The sequence below is a fragment of the Pusillimonas minor genome, assembly GCF_014237865.1.
GTDB lineage: Bacteria > Pseudomonadota > Gammaproteobacteria > Burkholderiales > Burkholderiaceae_B > Neopusillimonas > Neopusillimonas minor.
The window spans coordinates 294,292-310,101 of record NZ_JACJUU010000002.1 but is presented as its reverse complement, the minus strand read 5'-3'; the positions used below and the strand labels follow the sequence as shown (position 1 = coordinate 310,101).

General features: G+C 54.8%; 17 protein-coding genes. 6 read left to right on the top strand and 11 right to left on the bottom strand.

Annotation, left to right across the window (positions count from 1 at the left end):
• Positions 1-21: 21 nt before the first annotated feature.
• The 4 genes from yidC to rpmH form a co-directional block, all read right to left on the bottom strand.
• Positions 22-1,713 carry a membrane protein insertase YidC gene (yidC, locus tag GTU67_RS04135; RefSeq protein WP_185778897.1) on the bottom strand — a complete coding sequence of 564 codons (1,692 nt, stop codon included), beginning with the start codon at positions 1,711-1,713 and terminating at the stop codon, positions 22-24.
• A gap of 70 nt (positions 1,714-1,783) precedes the next feature.
• Positions 1,784-2,029: a membrane protein insertion efficiency factor YidD gene (gene yidD / locus GTU67_RS04130; protein WP_185778896.1), complete on the bottom strand. Its 246-nt coding sequence runs from the start codon at positions 2,027-2,029 to the stop codon at positions 1,784-1,786.
• Positions 2,023-2,388: a ribonuclease P protein component gene (gene rnpA, locus GTU67_RS04125; protein WP_185778895.1), complete on the bottom strand. Its 366-nt coding sequence runs from the start codon at positions 2,386-2,388 to the stop codon at positions 2,023-2,025. Before rnpA ends, yidD begins: the two co-directional genes overlap by 7 nt.
• Before the next feature lie 40 nt (positions 2,389-2,428).
• Complete coding sequence (rpmH, locus tag GTU67_RS04120; RefSeq protein WP_093971516.1) at positions 2,429-2,563, bottom strand: 50S ribosomal protein L34; 135 nt, start codon at positions 2,561-2,563, stop codon at positions 2,429-2,431.
• Between the two features lie 187 nt (positions 2,564-2,750).
• Between rpmH and dnaA the strand changes: the two genes are divergently transcribed.
• From dnaA to gyrB, 3 genes are all read left to right on the top strand, one after another.
• Positions 2,751-4,214, top strand: a complete 1,464-nt coding sequence (gene dnaA / locus GTU67_RS04115; RefSeq protein ID WP_185778894.1) for a chromosomal replication initiator protein DnaA — start codon at positions 2,751-2,753, stop codon at positions 4,212-4,214.
• 2 nt (positions 4,215-4,216) lie between these two features.
• A complete protein-coding gene (gene dnaN, locus GTU67_RS04110) occupies positions 4,217-5,326 on the top strand; it encodes a DNA polymerase III subunit beta (protein WP_185778893.1) in 1,110 nt (369 codons plus the stop codon).
• Positions 5,327-5,420: 94 nt separating this feature from the next.
• Positions 5,421-7,871 (top strand): DNA topoisomerase (ATP-hydrolyzing) subunit B, encoded by a 2,451-nt coding sequence (gene gyrB / locus GTU67_RS04105; RefSeq protein WP_185778892.1) that lies wholly within the window; start codon positions 5,421-5,423, stop codon positions 7,869-7,871.
• A 379-nt stretch (positions 7,872-8,250) separates the two neighbouring features.
• On the opposite strand, the gene GTU67_RS04100 is transcribed toward gyrB, so the two are convergent.
• The 3 genes from GTU67_RS04100 to GTU67_RS04090 all read right to left on the bottom strand — a co-directional run bounded on the left by GTU67_RS04100 (position 8,251) and on the right by GTU67_RS04090 (position 9,696).
• Positions 8,251-8,973, bottom strand: coding sequence for an endonuclease/exonuclease/phosphatase family protein (locus GTU67_RS04100; protein ID WP_185778891.1), 723 nt, complete (start codon positions 8,971-8,973; stop codon positions 8,251-8,253).
• 203 nt (positions 8,974-9,176) lie between these two features.
• A complete protein-coding gene (locus GTU67_RS04095) occupies positions 9,177-9,458 on the bottom strand; it encodes a type II toxin-antitoxin system RelE family toxin (protein ID WP_185778890.1) in 282 nt (93 codons plus the stop codon).
• Positions 9,448-9,696 (bottom strand): type II toxin-antitoxin system Phd/YefM family antitoxin, encoded by a 249-nt coding sequence (locus GTU67_RS04090; protein ID WP_185778889.1) that lies wholly within the window; start codon positions 9,694-9,696, stop codon positions 9,448-9,450. Before GTU67_RS04090 ends, GTU67_RS04095 begins: the two co-directional genes overlap by 11 nt.
• A gap of 350 nt (positions 9,697-10,046) precedes the next feature.
• Between GTU67_RS04090 and GTU67_RS04085 the strand changes: the two genes are divergently transcribed.
• Positions 10,047-10,328, top strand: coding sequence for a hypothetical protein (locus GTU67_RS04085; RefSeq protein ID WP_185778888.1), 282 nt, complete (start codon positions 10,047-10,049; stop codon positions 10,326-10,328).
• Between the two features lie 14 nt (positions 10,329-10,342).
• Complete coding sequence (locus tag GTU67_RS04080) at positions 10,343-11,215, top strand: NAD-dependent epimerase/dehydratase family protein (protein WP_185778887.1); 873 nt, start codon at positions 10,343-10,345, stop codon at positions 11,213-11,215.
• Between the two features lie 36 nt (positions 11,216-11,251).
• Here GTU67_RS04080 and GTU67_RS04075 read toward each other — a convergent pair whose 3' ends face one another.
• The 4 genes from GTU67_RS04075 to GTU67_RS04060 form a co-directional block, all read right to left on the bottom strand.
• The gene (locus GTU67_RS04075; RefSeq protein WP_185778886.1) at positions 11,252-12,346 is read right to left on the bottom strand and encodes a type I restriction enzyme HsdR N-terminal domain-containing protein; all 1,095 of its coding nucleotides are present in this window, start codon (positions 12,344-12,346) and stop codon (positions 11,252-11,254) included.
• A 52-nt stretch (positions 12,347-12,398) separates the two neighbouring features.
• Positions 12,399-13,169, bottom strand: a complete 771-nt coding sequence (locus GTU67_RS04070; protein WP_185778885.1) for a DUF2238 domain-containing protein — start codon at positions 13,167-13,169, stop codon at positions 12,399-12,401.
• Positions 13,170-13,243: 74 nt separating this feature from the next.
• On the bottom strand, positions 13,244-13,570 hold the full coding sequence (locus GTU67_RS04065; protein ID WP_185778884.1) for an antibiotic biosynthesis monooxygenase family protein: 327 nt from the start codon (positions 13,568-13,570) through the stop codon (positions 13,244-13,246).
• Positions 13,571-13,679: 109 nt separating this feature from the next.
• The gene (locus tag GTU67_RS04060; RefSeq protein WP_185778883.1) at positions 13,680-14,762 is read right to left on the bottom strand and encodes an aromatic ring-hydroxylating dioxygenase subunit alpha; all 1,083 of its coding nucleotides are present in this window, start codon (positions 14,760-14,762) and stop codon (positions 13,680-13,682) included.
• Positions 14,763-14,866: 104 nt separating this feature from the next.
• Between GTU67_RS04060 and GTU67_RS04055 the strand changes: the two genes are divergently transcribed.
• On the top strand, positions 14,867-15,802 hold the full coding sequence (locus GTU67_RS04055) for a LysR family transcriptional regulator (RefSeq protein WP_185778882.1): 936 nt from the start codon (positions 14,867-14,869) through the stop codon (positions 15,800-15,802).
• Positions 15,803-15,810: the final 8 nt, after the last annotated feature.

The window sequence follows — 15,810 nt, the reverse complement described above, 5'->3', positions numbered from 1 at the left end:
CTCTGGGGCCCGGCAATAAGGTTAGCGATGTGTTTTTGCTTTTTCAGTTTCCTGATCGAGCTTGTACATAATGTACCGCTGCTGGGCGATAGAGATCGCGTTATTCACAACCCAGTACAGCACCAGACCAGCCGGGAAGAAGAACATCATGCCGCCGAAGACCAGGGGCATCAGCATCATGATGCGGGCCTGCATTGGGTCGGGTGGTGTGGGGTTAAGTTTAATTTGCAGGAACATGGTTGCCATCATGATGGCGGGCAAAATAAACCATGGGTCGCGCGCGGCCAGGTCGTGGATCCAGAGGATCCAGGGGGCGCCGCGCATTTCGACGCTGCCCAGCAGTACCCAGTACAGGGCAATGAACACCGGGATCTGGATGACCATGGGCAAGCAGCCGCCCAGCGGGTTGATCTTTTCGGTGCGATACATCTCCATCATGGCCTGGTTCAGTTTGGCGCGGTCGTCGCCGAACTTTTCACGCAGGGCCTGAAGGCGCGGCGTAACCTGCTTCATTTTGGCCATAGATCGGTAGCTGGCCGCAGACAGCGGGTAGAACACCAGTTTGATCAGGATAGTGAGGACGACGATTGTCCAGCCCCAGTTGCCCAGGAAGCTGTGCAGCCAGGTCATGAGCTTGAACAATGGCTTGGAAATGATCGTCAGGAAGCCGTAGTCGACCACGACATCGAGGCCAGGAGCGACGGCCTGCATGGCGTCTTGGTCTTGTGGGCCAACCCACAGTTGTGACGTAACCGATACCGTGTCGCCCGGGGCAACGGTTGCTGCGGGCTCGATGCTACGGATGGCATACAGGTTGTTGTCTACGCGCAAGGCTTCGTTGTAGCGGGTTTTGCCTTCGGTGGGCACCCAGGCGCTGGCAAAGTAATGCTGCACCATGGCGATCCAGCCGTCATCGGCTTGCTTGATGTAGCCGGCCTTGTTCTTGTCAATGTCAGAGAACGCGATTTTTTGGTACTTTTCTTGCTGCGAGTAAACCGCAGGCCCGGTAAACGTGTTGTAGAAGAATGACGTGTCGGGTGGATCGTTGCCGTCGCGCGTAAGCTGCAGGTATACCGACGGGGTGACAGGCGCCGCGCCGGTGTTCTGGATGTCGTGCTTGACGCGGATGTTGTAGCTGCCGCGTTCAAGCGTGTAGGTTTTGGTGACTTTAACGCCGTCGGACTCGGCTTCGAAGACGACATCGAGGCGGTCACCGGTAAGGGTCTTTTCGGACGAAACCAGGCGGAACGGGGTGAGATGCGTAGGAAAGCTTTGACCGGCCGGTGCCCCGACGACGCCCGTTTGCGCTACATAAAACGAACTGGGGCTGTTGTCGAGCAAGACCATTGGGCCGCTGGCGTTGTCAAAACCGTCAAACTTCGAAAGTTCGGCTTTAACCAGTTGGGCGCCCAGCGTGTCGAATGTCAGGTTATAGACATCGGTTGTGATGTCGACCTTTTCGCCGGCGGGTGCGGCGCTGCCTGCGGAATCGGGGACGTTTTCGGTGGCGCCTGGCGCGGCGGGGGCGCTAGCGGGAACGCCTGCCTGGGCAGGGTCGGCCGAGGCCGCAGCTGTTTGGGCGGGTTCGCTTTGCGTAGAGGCGGGCGCACCGGTAAACAACGATGGCATGCCATTATGCACTTGCCAGTTGTTCCATAGCAGCAAGAGCGAAAACGAGAATATGATCCAGAGGAGGGTGCGTCGGATATCCATAGCGCCTGTTTGTAGGTTAAAGCACAAAAGCTTGCTAGTTTAACGTAGCCTGCCTGAATGATCTTTTAGATTAATGGTTTGAGTGGCCATGCCCATGCCCATGCCCGGGAACGGGATCGTGTCCGCCCTGGCACCATGGGTTGCAGCGCCCAATGCGCCTTGCACCCAGCCACAGGCCTTTGAGCACCCCATGGGTTTCAATGGCCTGAATGGTGTAAACCGAGCATGTGGGTGTAAACCGGCAACTGTTGCCTACCCAGGGGCTTAAAAAGTACCGGTAAAAACGGATGGGCGCGATGACAATGGCTTTTAGCATCGGGCGGCCCGCTCCAGCAGGGTATCGACTTCGGCCCGAACCTGTTTTTTAAGTTCGGTTAACGAAGCGGGTGCTACTTTGCTGTGTAACCGGAAGACAAAATCTTTGGGCGGAAGATGTTGACGTTTAAGCCGGAAGGCTTCGCGAATGACGCGTTTGATGGCGTTGCGCGTAACCGCCTGTGCTGCATGGCGTTTTGCAATAATAAGCCCCAGTCGCGCACCATGTTCGTTGGTGGTTGCTTCGCGGGGCGTATTTAAAACAAGCATAGCCCCTCGGGCAACACGTTTGCCTTGTAAGGCAAGCGCGAATTCGGAGGGGCGGTGCAGGCGCGCCGCCGGTGTGAACGTGGCACGCATCGGGGGCTGGCCGGGGCCGTTTGTGGCCGGGGGCGTTGCCTTAGACAGCCAGACGCTTGCGACCCTTGGCGCGGCGAGCATTAAGTACGGCGCGACCACCACGGGTTTTCATGCGAACGAGAAAGCCGTGAGTACGCTTGCGACGGGTAACTGAAGGTTGGAAAGTGCGTTTCATGGCGCTATGCCTTTGGTTGTGCCTTGGTTAAGACTTTGTTAAAAAATTCTGGGAAAGCCTGCTATTTCACCAAATTATGTATGAATAGTCAAGTGCTTAGCGTAATTACGCATGGTCTGTTACGACCACCCTTGTGGATAACTTGTCCACCAACAGGGTAGAATCGAGGTTTACTGAAGTGGTGCACATGAAAGATTTTTGGCAATCCTGCATTCAACGCCTAGAGCAAGACCTACCCCCGCAACAGATCAGTGCCTGGATACGCCCGCTTGTACCGGTCGCGTACGACGAGGCCAGTGCTGTGTTGCGCGTGGCAGCGCCCAATCGCTTTAAGCTTGATTGGGTACGCAAAAACTTTTCGCATCAAATCGAATCGCTCGCTACTGAATGGTTCGACAAGCCTGTACAAGTGTCGTTCGAATTAGCCACGTCGGCCAACGGCGCCGCGCGCACGCCTGCGGCGGCCCCGGCCGGCATGGGGGCCGGGGGCGTCACACCGCCGGCAGCGCCTGCTGCAGGCTCGGTGCCCGTACCGGCCGCGCCAACCTCGCAGGGGCGCGCCGTTCATTCGCCATCCTTGTCGCCGGCGGTCGCCGCATCTAATGCCGCCGCCGATATCGCCTACGATCGCTCCAGTCTAAATACTGACCTGACCTTCGATAACTTCGTGACGGGTAAGGCCAACCAGCTGGCCCGCGCCGCGGCTATTCAGGTCGCCCAAAACCCCGGGGTGTCGTACAACCCGCTGTTTTTGTATGGTGGCGTCGGGTTGGGTAAAACCCACCTTATTCATGCCATTGGCAACGCCCTGCTTAAAGACAACGCCTCGGCCCGGGTACGTTATGTGCATGCCGACCAGTATGTGTCTGACGTGGTCAAGGCCTATCAGCGCAAAGCATTCGACGACTTCAAGCGTTATTACCATTCGCTCGATTTGCTGTTGATTGACGATATTCAATTCTTTGCCGGGAAAAACCGCACACAAGAAGAGTTTTTCTATGCGTTTGAAGCCATGGTGGCCAAGCGCAAGCAAATCATTATTACGTCAGACACCTACCCCAAAGAACTGGCCAATATCGACAGCCGTCTTATTTCGCGTTTCGATTCTGGCTTAACGGTGGCCATCGAGCCCCCCGAGCTTGAAATGCGCGTGGCCATTTTGTTGCGCAAGGCCGAGACCGAGAACGTCACCATGCCCGAAGAGGTCGCGTTCTTTATTGCCAAGCATTTGCGCAGCAACGTGCGCGAGCTTGAAGGCGCGTTGCGCAAGGTGCTGGCGTATGCGCGTTTTCATGGTCGCGAAGTACTTACCGTAGAGGTATGTAAAGAAGCCCTTAAAGATTTGCTGTCGGTGTCGAATGGGCAAATTACCGTCGAGAATATTCAGAAGACTGTGGCCGACTTTTATAAGATTAAAGTGGCTGACATGTATTCAAAACGTCGACCGGCTAATATTGCCATGCCGCGCCAGGTGGCCATGTATTTGGCCAAAGAACTGACCCAAAAAAGCTTGCCCGAAATCGGTGATCTTTTCGGGGGCCGGGATCACACCACGGTGCTGCACGCCGTACGTAAAATTTCCGATGCACGGTCAAAAAATTCCGAGCTGAACCACGCCTTACACGTATTAGAACAAACCTTAAAAGGATAACCATGCAACTCGTACAAACGACTCGCGATGCGTTGTTGAAGCCGCTTTCGACGGTAGCCGGCATTGTTGAACGGCGCAACACCATGCCTATTCTTGCCAACGTGCTGTTGCGCAAAAACGGGAATCAGGTTTCGTTTCTGGCCACCGACCTGGAAGTACAGATTACGACCCATGCCGACTTTGGCGTGGGTGACGAGACCGAGTCGACGACAGTTGCGGCACGCAAATTAATGGATATTTTGCGTGCCTTGCCCGATGCCAACGACGTCAAGCTGGCGCTCAGCGCCGGCAAGCTGTCCATTCAGTCGGGTAAAAGCCGTTTTGCATTGCAAACCTTGCCTGCGGGCGATTACCCCACCGTATCGCAACCCGAAGCCTGGGACGTATCTTTTTCGTTGCCACAAAAAACACTCAAGCATTTGTTCAACATGGTGCACTTTGCCATGGCGCAACAAGACATCCGTTATTACCTTAACGGCTTGTTGTTTGTATTCGAGCCGGGCCTGGTCCGTACCGTGGCCACCGATGGCCACCGCCTGGCGCATTGCGCCGCTGCGGTCGAAGGCATCGAGCAAAAGCACGATGTGATCGTGCCGCGTAAAACCGTGCTTGAAATGCAGCGTTTGTTGGGCGATGTCGATGACCTGGTGCAGGTCGACGTCGCATCGGGCCAAATCCGGTTCCGCTTTGGTGATGTAGAGCTGATTTCCAAGCTGGTCGAAGGCAAGTTCCCCGACTTTACCCGCGTCATTCCCACAACGTATACGCGTCATTTCCAGATTCGCCGCGAAGCGCTTCAAGGCAGTTTGCAGCGCGCCGCCATTCTGACCACCGACAAGCTTAAAGGTGTGCGCGTTCAGTTGGGCGCAAACGTGCTTAAAGTGTCTTCAACCAATGCCGAGCAGGAAGAGGCCCAGGAAGAAATCGATATCGATTACGGGCACGAGGCGCTCGATGTCGGCTTTAACGTCAGCTACTTGCTTGACGTTTTGTCGAATGTAAAAACCGAAGAAGTGCGCTGGTCGGTTCAGCCCGATCCAAACTCTTCGGCCCTGATTACCTTGCCCGACGACGACCAGTTCAAGTATGTCGTCATGCCCATGCGCATTTAAGCGCCGGCCGTTGCCCGCCCGTTGTCGCGACGCCCGTGCACAGGCTGTGCCCGTCGCGGCGATTGCCCGATTTATATAAGGTTTAAAACTCGTTATGTCAGATCAAGCCAGCCAAACCCCTGAAAATGGTTACGGTGCCGAATCCATCAAGATGCTCAAGGGCCTCGAGGCCGTGCGCAAGCGCCCAGGCATGTACATTGGCGACACATCCGACGGCACCGGTTTGCACCATATGGTCTTCGAGGTTGTCGATAACGCCATCGACGAAGCCCTGGCCGGGTATTGCGATGACATCATCGTAACGATTCACGCCGACAACAGTATTTCGGTGTGCGACAACGGTCGTGGTATTCCAACCGACATTCATAAAGATGACGAATTCGGCCGAAGCGCGGCCGAGATCGTTATGACCGAGCTGCATGCGGGCGGCAAGTTTGACCACAACTCGTACAAGGTGTCGGGTGGTTTGCACGGTGTGGGCGTGTCGTGTGTGAACGCGCTGTCCGAGTGGCTGCGCCTGACAATTTGGCGCAACGGTGAAACGCACGAAATGGAGTTTCGTCGCGGCGAACGCGTTGAGCCCTTGCACATTACGGGCACTGCCAGCCAAACCGGTACACGTGTTCAGTTTCTGGCCGACGAAACCATTTTCGAGAACATCGAGTACCACTACGATATCTTGGCCAAGCGTTTGCGTGAGCTCTCGTTCCTGAACAATGGTGTGAAGGTTCGTTTAATCGACGAGCGTCAGGGTAAAGAAGAAAACTTTGCGTTTTCGGGTGGCGTCAAAGGGTTTGTTGAATACATCAACCGCACCAAAACGGTGTTGCATGCCAATGTGTTTTCGGTCAGTACCGAGTCGCAAGTGGCCGATGTGTCGATTGGCGTTGACGTGGCCATGCAATGGAACGACAGCTACACCGAGACGGTGCTGTGCTTTACGAACAACATCCCGCAGCGCGATGGCGGTACCCACTTAACCGGTTTGCGCGCGGCCATGACGCGGGTGCTGAATAAGTACATTGCCGATAACGAGCTGGCCAAAAAGGCTAAGGTCGATACCACTGGCGACGATATGCGCGAAGGCCTGGCTTGCGTGTTGTCGGTGAAAGTGCCCGACCCTAAATTCAGCAGCCAGACCAAAGACAAGCTGGTGTCCAGCGAAGTGCGCCCTGCCGTCGAAGAGGCGGTAGCCCGCACGCTGGAAACCTGGCTGCTTGAGAACCCGAACGACGCCAAGGCGCTGTGCAACAAAATTATTGATGCTGCCCGGGCGCGTGACGCCGCGCGTAAAGCCCGCGAAATGACGCGCCGCAAGAGCGTACTTGAGGGCGCCGGCTTGCCTGGCAAGCTGGCCGATTGCCAGGAAAAAGACCCGGCGCTTAGCGAAATTTACATCGTCGAGGGTGACTCGGCGGGCGGTTCGGCCAAGCAGGGTCGCGACCGTAAATTCCAGGCCATTTTGCCGTTGCGCGGCAAGGTGCTGAACGTTGAAAAGGCACGCTTCGACCGTCTGATTGCCAGCGATTCAATTACGACGTTGATTACGGCGTTGGGTACCAGTATCGGGCCCGACTTCAACATCGAAAAGTTGCGTTATCACCGCATCATCATCATGACCGACGCGGACGTTGACGGCGCGCACATTCGTACGCTGTTGCTGACGTTGCTGTATCGCCAGATGCCGGCACTGATCGAGCATGGCTATGTGTATATTGCGCAGCCGCCGTTGTACAAAGTCAAGCAGGGCCGCGACGAGCGCTACCTGAAAGACGACCACGAAGAAGCGCAATACATGATGGAAGTGGCGTTGAAAGATGCGTCGGTCGTGCCTTCAGAGGGCGCGGCGCCCTTGGTGGGTGAGACGTTGGCCGAGCTGGTGCGTCAATACATTTTGGCCGATGCGGTGATTAATCGTTTGTGCCGCACGATGGATGTTGAGGCACTGTCAGCTATGGCCGAGGGCATTGAGCTGCACCTTGAAGACGAGGCGGCGGCCAGGTCGTCTGCCGAACGGTTGCAGGCAGCAATTGAGAACCCGGCGTTGCCTGGCAATGTGACGGTGGTGGCCGAGCAGGTTGAGGAAGGTGCGCCATGGCGTTTGGTGTTGCGTCGTATGCACCATGGCAATGTGCGGGTGTCGGTGTTCGACCGTACGTTTGTACGTGGCGCCGATTATGCGGTGCTGTCGAAAGCCGCCAAAACGTTTGTTGGCCTGATGGGCCGCGGTGCGATGGTGGCGCGCGGCGAGGGCGAGAAGCGCAAAGAGAAGTATGTGTCTGACTTCCGCGAGGCGGTGCTGTGGTTGCGTAGCGAGGCCGAGCGTTCGGTAAGCAAGCAGCGTTATAAGGGTCTGGGCGAGATGAACCCACAGCAGTTGTGGGAGACGACGATGGATCCGAAGGTGCGTCGCTTGTGGCGTGTGCAGATCGAGGATGCGATTGTTGCCGACGAGGTGTTTACGACGTTGATGGGCGATAACGTTGAGCCGCGTCGCGAGTTTATTGAAACGCACGCGCTGCAGGCGGGGAATATTGATACGTGATTTTTTGTTGGGCTTGTTTAGGTCCTGAGTAAATTTTGTGTTTTGCTATTTTGGCTTGAAGTTGGAAGCGGCTCCTTTTGGGGCCGTTTTCTTTTGGGCTGCTGAGGTGCGTTGTTAAGTTGGTGTTGGATATGCGCGGGTGTAATGGTTTGCGCTGCGCCGTCGTGGCCTGGGCAGGCCTGGCGGGACATCGCACGGCCCTTCGGGCTACCCGGCAAACGCACACTGGCCGGGGCGTGCGCGAAACTCGCCGGCTCGACCCGGTGGGTCGAAAACGCCGGCTCAAACAGTCGCGCACTTGCACCCCCGTCCAGTGTGCGTTTACCGGCGTGCTCAAGCCCTTGGGCCCACCCAGGCCCCGACGGCGCTGGGTTGATGGTTAGACTAGGCCGTTGCTTAGATGTGCGTCGATGCAAACGGGCATGTGGTCGCTGAGCTCAAGCCATTCAGATGAGGTGCCAACAGTGACTTTTTCAATGCGCCAGCCTTGATTGAAGAAACCGTAATCTATGTGATAAGGCTTGGCTAGTTTTCTTGTATGGAATAGCGTTGGCCGGGTTTCCGCCCCTTGTGCTTCCTGGAAATATTGATGGTAAGCGCTTTTAAGTCCTAGGCTTTCTAATTGACTCACCACATCTGAGTGATTCCACCATCTATCCCATTGGTCCCAGCGGGTGTTGCTGTTCAAGTCACCAACAAGCGCGGAAGCTGGGTGTTCCAGGAACGCTTTGTGTTCCTGCAGGAACTTCCACAGTTGGCCTATGTACTGGAAAGTGGGCGAGTTTGCGTATCGTGTCCAGCAAGCTAGTAGGGGCCAGTGTTCGTTGACCACGACAGGCAAAAATAGCTCAAGCGGTTCTAGAGGCATCTGGATTTTTTCCAAGCGAATGTCTGCTCGTGCAAACACCGCTACCCCTTTGTTTTTTGTTGGCCCGGTCCATAAGTAGTTCTGCGCAAAGGTTCGGTATTCGGGGTGGCGGGTTTGTGCGGGGTCTTCGCACTCCTGAATAATCAATATATCGGCCCCAAGAGCAGTAATGCTTTTGAGCTTATTCCGAAAGGCGCCGTTACAGTTCCAGGAGACAAGTCGTAGTTTCGACATGATTATTGTGTTGATATTTGTGAGGTATACAGGCTGTTCGCTTGAACAGGCAAGTAATCCCTGAGCTTGTGTGCTGTTTTGAGATCCAATCTGGTCCTGGCCATCCGTAGGGCTTAGAGATATGACCGCTGATTAGGCGGTCATTTTTTTGGCTAGTGCAAGGCCTGCGTGGCGTGCTTTGCCAATGCCTTCGTTCCTGAGCATCAGCGCTTGGCCGCTACGGCGTAGACCGCATTGCGTTCGCGCTTGCCGATGGCGACAACGACGACAACGACTTCTGCATCGCGTACCTCGTAAACTAGCCGATAGCCATTGGATTTCAGCTTGATTTTGTAGCGGTCAGCGTGACCAGAGAGCTTGGCAGCGGGCACGCGCGGGTCTCGCACACGCTCAGTGAGCTTTTTCTTGAATTGTTCGCGTAGCGTGCTGTCGAGCTTGTGCCACTCTTTCAAGGCCTCGTCTTTGAACTTCAGCCTATAGGTCATCCAGAGAGACCTCGATTTCTGCCTGGCCTTGGCGGGCATCGGCAATAGCGTTCAGCTCAAGGTCTTCCAGTCGGTTTAGCAGGGCTTCATAGGCCTTTGCGGGGACACAATAGAACGCAGGCTCGTTGCGGTTGAGGATAGCTACAGGCGACCCTTCACCCGCCGCCACGGTGCCCATGGGGTCGCGCTTGAGTTCAGAAACGCTGGCCGTTGTTTCAGCAAGAACAGTGTGAACCATGTGGAAACTCTTCTTAGGGTGCTATTTGAAGTACCTATATTAGTTCTTTTAAGAGGGCTTTTCAATGAGTAGATCCGCGTGAGAGGACGGGCGAGGTCTCCAACCTGAAATGTGCGGCAACGGATACGTTCAATGTATGACGGCACGCTTTGATAGCGAACAGTAAAGTGTTGAAGTTGGCCAACTATTCATGAACACTTGGCCAAGTTTTTCGTGAATTGGCTTAGAAAAATTATTTAAAATCAACAGCCGGCATGGCCACCATTTTCCGAAACCAACATTGTTTAGGAAACTTGCTGGCCTTGGCCCAAGTACACATACAACGGATGGCGAGTTAAGCGAGAGGTGCAATGCAGGAAGTATGGGATTGGTTGTTAGTGAATCCAGCGCGTTTTTTGGTGTTGATTTCGCTGGTGGTGACATGGCTTGTTTGCGCGGCGGAGCATCAAGGACGCAAATCGGGCGGTTCCGGTTGGTTGACGTTAGCCCGGATCTCGGTAGGAGCAATATTTACATTGGTCACGGCTGTCGTTGCTGGTTTTTTTGGCGGTGTGGGTGCGTTCTTTGGTTATTTAGTGCTGCAAGCTTTTGTTTGTGTGTTGATCCCCATCGTATGGGTAGAAAAAATTTAGCGTTGCGCGAATAGATGAATACGCTATTGCTGGTTGGCGGTGATTTATGTGTGCGGACGGCAAAAATGCTGAACCCGCAGCAGTGGCAGTGCATTGGTTTGCGTCGCCGTCAGATGGTGTCGGGCCTCGACGATCCTGTGACGTGGTATCGGGCCGATCTGCAAGACCCGGCCAGTTTGTCTTTTTTGCGCGATGGGTCGGTTCCCGAGGTTACGCATATTTTGTATGCCCCCTCACCCGACAGCCGCACAAGTGCTGACTATGCCAGTGTGTACCCGCAAGGTCTTTCAAGGCTTTTGAGCAGCCTTTCGGCGTCTTGCCTTGGCCGCGTTCAGCGCTGCGTTCTGGTGGGTTCGTCGGCCGTTTGGGGGCCGTCTGATGAATGGGTGGATGAAGATTCACCTGTTCAGGCGGCAAACTTCCGGGCGCAGGCCATATTGGATGCTGAAGCTGCGCTGCATGCGATGTTGCCGCGCGGCGTGGGTGTTGCGTTGCGTTTGTCGGGTTTATATGGCCCCGGGCGAATGTATTTGGTTAATGGGTTGCGTGCGGGTAAGGTGATTGCGCCGGAGGGCCCCGGGCACTGGGCGAACCGGATTCACATTGACGATGCCGCGCGAGCCTGTGCCCACCTTTTGACGCTGCGCGAGCCCGAGCCGGTTTATATCGGGACGGATGATCACCCGACCCAGATTGCCGAGTTTTATGATGCGGTGGCGAAATTGGCAGGGGTGCCTGCACCACAGCGGCAGCCAAAATCACCCGAAGGCAAACGCTTGTCAAACGCGCGGCTTCGCGCGTCGGGCTGGGCGCCGGCCTGGCCAAATGCGTTGGATTGGTATGCGGCGGAGTTGGGGCGCAGACTGGGTGACGGCGATGTCACTTAACGCTGATCAAGTACATTGCCCCTCCGACTACTACCGTCAGGCTGGAGTCGCAAGATACTGCTGAATACTCTCGAGAAGAAGTGCTTTATGCTTGAACAGGTCTGTTACTTTTACTAGCTCAAAACGGCTTTCTTCTTTTTCCGAACCGTTGGTTATGAAAATACCAATGGCGAGTTTTTTCTTGTTGAAATAGAGCCTCGCAATAGGTTTTCTGTTGTTGTCGTCATACAAAATTGCGCAGTAAGACTTTGCATCCCGAATCACGATATGTTCAACGTCTGTAATTTCAGCGCCAATGGCCTGAATAATTCGGTGAGCTTCCAGTTCCTCTAGGGTAGTGTCAATTTCCGATGAGTTTGATGAGGCGGTTTCATTTTCAGCCGCTTCAGCGGGGTTAACCGGCATGTTGACGCGGTCAGGCGCGAAAGCGGATTTAAGTTTGGCGTTAATACTTTCAAGCAGGAAAGTCTCAAACGCTTTTTTTACAAGACCTGTGAACTGGTCTTTAACTTGTGCGGTGAAGCGACCGTCATAGACGCGAGAGCATAAAACCCTTACCAGCTCCTCGCTGGGTGCGTCTGTTAACTCTTTGCGAATTTCATTGACCAAGCCTCTTGTGTATTTCAAGTTGCTGGCTGTGCTAATGATAGTCTCTAGGTCGAAAAAGGCTTTAGCAAACTTCTTCAGCTCTTCCACGTCACTATCCGAGTAGTCATTCAGGTCAAATTCAAAGAATGCCCTTTCGTCCATTTTGTTTTCTTTGTCCAGGTCGGAGAAGAAAACATATCGGATACCGTCGGTTAGGACGCCGAATCTTGCCTCTGTGACTGAGAAATACCTAAACAGCTGACCCGCATGTTTTGCTTCTAACGGAGCACCAGGCTGCTTGCACTCGATGAGCATGACGATTTGGTCATGTAGCTTGACAGCGTAGTCGACCTTTTCGCCTTTTTTGACGCCGTGATCTGCCGTCAGTTCGGGAACAACTTCTGCTGGATTGAATACGTCATAACCGAGAGAGTTAAGAAACGGGAGTACAAAAGCTGTTTTTACAGCCTCTTCGGTTTTGACATGCTCAAGTTGACGCTTGATACGGCTCGATAGTTCATCGAGTTTGTCTTTCAGGTCCATAGTCGCTCCTCGGTGGTTTTAATTATTGTAATTGTTGTCGCCTCTGATGTGACTATTTGTTATCGAGTCTGGCGATGGGTGTTGTTCCAGGTCGTAAATCGTTGCACGCAAGGCTGCGCCTGTGCGCAGACGCTTTCATACTCTGGGCCCAGTCCCAAGCGGGGTCATGGCGTAGCCGCCGATTTATCCCGGCGATGATGAGTATGGCGATGAGCGCCCCCAGCGCGGCAAGGGCCATGTCTTTGTGGGCATCCCAGATGTCCCCTTGGGTGCCAAGATAGTGCATGCCCAGGTCGCCGCCGAATACTTCGGCGGCCCCCCATTCGATTAGCTCGTACACGGCCGATGTGCTAAGCGTTACATCGAGCGGAAGAAAATAGCCCCAAAACCCGCGCACTTCGACCACGCGCAGGAAAAATTCGCGAATCGGATATACGAGCAGCAGGCCATAACAAAAATGGATCAGGCGATCGAAGTGATTGCGTTGCCACCCCAGCGCTTCGTTAAGGCTATGACCCGTCAGGCTTTGCCACCATGCATCGTAGGGCACCTCGGAGTAGGTGTAGTGAGCACCCAATGCGTGCAAGGCCAGAAACGTCAAAATCAAATACAACGATACGTTTGAAAACCGAAATGCCCGTCGGCAGCACCAGAGTACGATCACCAGTCCGGCGACCAGGGCGTTTTCAAGGACCCAAGTGGAACGATCTGCAGGCGAGATTGCGAGCCTTGCCCAGATGACCAGATATAGCGCGGCGGCTACGCGCACACCTACGCTTGGAAGGGGTTGGAGGGCTGCGGGTTTTGCGGTTGTTTGGGCCATGGGTGAGTGTATGTGGGTGTTTCGGCCGGAATCAATGGTTACGTTGCGCCGAAATACCCACTATTGCATCACAATCAATCTTTCGGCACTTGCGCTCGCTCGTGCATACCATAATCGCGCAGCACCGAGGCTACGCGCAGGCGATAGTTGGCAAATATGCCATTACGGCCCATGTTTTGGGCCATGCGATGCTTGTCTTGATTGCGCCATGTGCGTACGGCTTCTTCATCTCTCCAAAACGAAAGCGACAGGTACTTGCCTTTTGTGGTCAGGCTTTCGAAGCGCTCGATGGAGATGAAGCCGTCGATTTTTTCCAGGTCTTGTCGAAGCGACGCAGCAATGTCTAAATACTGATTGGCCTTGTTTTCTGCTGGCCATACTTCGAAGATAACGGTAATCATTGGCTTCCCCTTTTAAACACAGCGCTGAACGCAAGTTACCATGCCTTCGGTGCGTTGAGGACTGCCCGCAGTTACCAAGGGGGGAAGCCTCCCCCCGATTTCCAGAGGTTTAACCCGACACCGCCGCCATCTTGCGTTCGGCGGATACGGCGGTGTTTTCTTTCGGGTTTTCTTGCTCAATCAACCGCTCGACAATGCGTCGCATTTGAATGCGGCCGCGGTCGTGGATGATGGATACGAGGTCGGCTTCGCCGGTTTCTTCCAGCATTCTTTGTTGGGCTTCGATCATGACCTGGTCTTCGCGGAAGGCCGTTGAAACATCGTTGTACAGGTCTTCGGTGGCTTGCGGGTCGTCTTGTCGGTAGCCGTTGGCGGTAGACCAGAAGTACAGGCAGGTGCTTTCGGTTTCCGGGGTGACGCCGTGGAAAACGCGGAGGGAAAATCCGCCTTCACGTTGGTTTTCGTCGGTCAGAGCACCTTTGCCCGTGTCTGCCGCACCGCTCCATTGCAATACAGTCGCTGGCGGTACAAATTCAAACTCTTGCCATCGGTCGACGTGGCCGGCAAAAGGTACGCCTTTGCGGTAGGTTGGGGGTGGAAGGCAGTCGGGCATGTGACGAACTACTTTGACGCCGCGCGGGGTTTCACGGGTTTCCATATGGGCGGTAACGTGGGTGTTGGGGTCGCCGCCAATGGTTGTTTTATGCACGTATCCCAGGTGGGTCAGGTCCATCAGGTTGTCGACGAGCAACTGATAATTACCTTTGATGCGGTAGAAGCCGTGTTTGTGCGGCCAGTTCTTGTAGTCGTTATGAACGGGGTAATCCAGAATCTGGCTGGGGTCGGCCAGCTCGGGGTCGCCCATCCAGATCCAGATCAGTTCATCTTTCTCGACCACCGGGTAACTGCGAACTTTGGTGCTGGCCGGGATATTTTTTTGCCCGGGAATATGTACACAGGTGCCAGAGCAGTCCATGACAAGGCCGTGGTAGCCGCACTCGATGCCGGCTTCGACAACAGAACCTAGCGATAGTGGTACGCCACGATGACAGCATCGGTCGATTAGCGCGCCGACTTGCCCTTGCAGCGTGCGAAACAGCACGATGGGTTCATTACAAATGCGGCGTGCGACGGGGGTGGCGCCAATGTCTTTTGCCCATCCGGCGATGTACCAAATATTTCGAATAAACATGCATGTCTCCTTTCAGAACGGACCGGGTTGTTATGAAAGGAGTATGGGATTTTCGACTATTATTAGTCAATCAAATTAAGTAATTAACATTATCTAAAAAATAGATGATAGACCCGAAACAAATCGATTTGCCGATGCTGCGTGTGTTCGACGCGTTGATGCAAACACGTCATGTAACTCAGGCTGGGGTAAACCTGGGGCTCAGTCAGCCTAGTGTGAGTTTTGCCTTAAACAAGTTGCGCGCGCTAACGCAAGATGAGTTGTTTGTGCGTAGCCCTGGCGGGATGACGCCTACGCCGCTGGCGCAGCAAATGGCCGATACCGTGCGCCAAATACTGGATATGGTCGACAACGATTTGTTGGGGGCGCCCCGCTTCGACCCGGCCACGGCGCAACGCAACTTTACGTTGAGTATGTCTGACATCGGCGAGATAGTGTTCTTGCCCTACTTAACCCGGCAGCTTCGGGCGATTGCGCCAAACATCAGTGTGCAGGCCATTTCGTTGCCACCGCTGGCGCACGAAGCCGCGCTGCTGTCGGGCGATGTCGATTTAAGTGTGGGGTACTACCCCGACTTTAAAAAGGCCAATTACTACCAGCAGTTTTTGTATCGCGATAACTTCGTGTGCGTGATGCGAAAGGATCACCCGCTGACGACCCGGCCTTTCGATTCGGCAGCGTTTATGGCGGCAGATCATCTGGTGGTCAAGTCAGAGGGGCGCAGCGAAGAGGTGTTCGAGCGGTATCTGGCTGAGCACGGTGTGAAACGCCCGGTCAAGCTGGTAATCCCGCACTTCATGAGCATTCCCCACGTGTTGCGCGACACTGACCTGATTGCCACCGTGCCCCGGTCGTGTGCGGCTGCACTGGCCCGTGCGGGTGATGTTGTTGTCCAGGAGTCGCCGGTGGGTTCACCGCTGTTCGAGATCAAGCAGCATTGGCATGCTCGCTTCCATAGGGATGAGCCGAACCGTTGGTTGCGAGGGCTGATTTACGAGGCGTTTGCGCGGCCGTCTCGTCCCCACAAGACGATTTCTTGACGTTATGA

Coding starts and splice junctions, on each gene's coding strand:
- GTU67_RS04100 (WP_185778891.1), bottom strand. CDS start 8,973: ATGTCGAAACTACGACTTGTCTCCTGGAACTGTAACGGCGCCTTTCGG.
- yidD (WP_185778896.1), bottom strand. CDS start 2,029: ATGCTAAAAGCCATTGTCATCGCGCCCATCCGTTTTTACCGGTACTTT.
- dnaA (WP_185778894.1), top strand. CDS start 2,751: ATGAAAGATTTTTGGCAATCCTGCATTCAACGCCTAGAGCAAGACCTA.
- rpmH (WP_093971516.1), bottom strand. CDS start 2,563: ATGAAACGCACTTTCCAACCTTCAGTTACCCGTCGCAAGCGTACTCAC.
- rnpA (WP_185778895.1), bottom strand. CDS start 2,388: ATGCGTGCCACGTTCACACCGGCGGCGCGCCTGCACCGCCCCTCCGAA.
- GTU67_RS04075 (WP_185778886.1), bottom strand. CDS start 12,346: ATGGACCTGAAAGACAAACTCGATGAACTATCGAGCCGTATCAAGCGT.
- GTU67_RS04095 (WP_185778890.1), bottom strand. CDS start 9,458: ATGACCTATAGGCTGAAGTTCAAAGACGAGGCCTTGAAAGAGTGGCAC.
- GTU67_RS04085 (WP_185778888.1), top strand. CDS start 10,047: ATGCAGGAAGTATGGGATTGGTTGTTAGTGAATCCAGCGCGTTTTTTG.
- GTU67_RS04090 (WP_185778889.1), bottom strand. CDS start 9,696: ATGGTTCACACTGTTCTTGCTGAAACAACGGCCAGCGTTTCTGAACTC.
- GTU67_RS04070 (WP_185778885.1), bottom strand. CDS start 13,169: ATGGCCCAAACAACCGCAAAACCCGCAGCCCTCCAACCCCTTCCAAGC.
- GTU67_RS04080 (WP_185778887.1), top strand. CDS start 10,343: ATGAATACGCTATTGCTGGTTGGCGGTGATTTATGTGTGCGGACGGCA.
- GTU67_RS04055 (WP_185778882.1), top strand. CDS start 14,867: ATGATAGACCCGAAACAAATCGATTTGCCGATGCTGCGTGTGTTCGAC.
- yidC (WP_185778897.1), bottom strand. CDS start 1,713: ATGGATATCCGACGCACCCTCCTCTGGATCATATTCTCGTTTTCGCTC.
- dnaN (WP_185778893.1), top strand. CDS start 4,217: ATGCAACTCGTACAAACGACTCGCGATGCGTTGTTGAAGCCGCTTTCG.
- GTU67_RS04065 (WP_185778884.1), bottom strand. CDS start 13,570: ATGATTACCGTTATCTTCGAAGTATGGCCAGCAGAAAACAAGGCCAAT.
- gyrB (WP_185778892.1), top strand. CDS start 5,421: ATGTCAGATCAAGCCAGCCAAACCCCTGAAAATGGTTACGGTGCCGAA.
- GTU67_RS04060 (WP_185778883.1), bottom strand. CDS start 14,762: ATGTTTATTCGAAATATTTGGTACATCGCCGGATGGGCAAAAGACATT.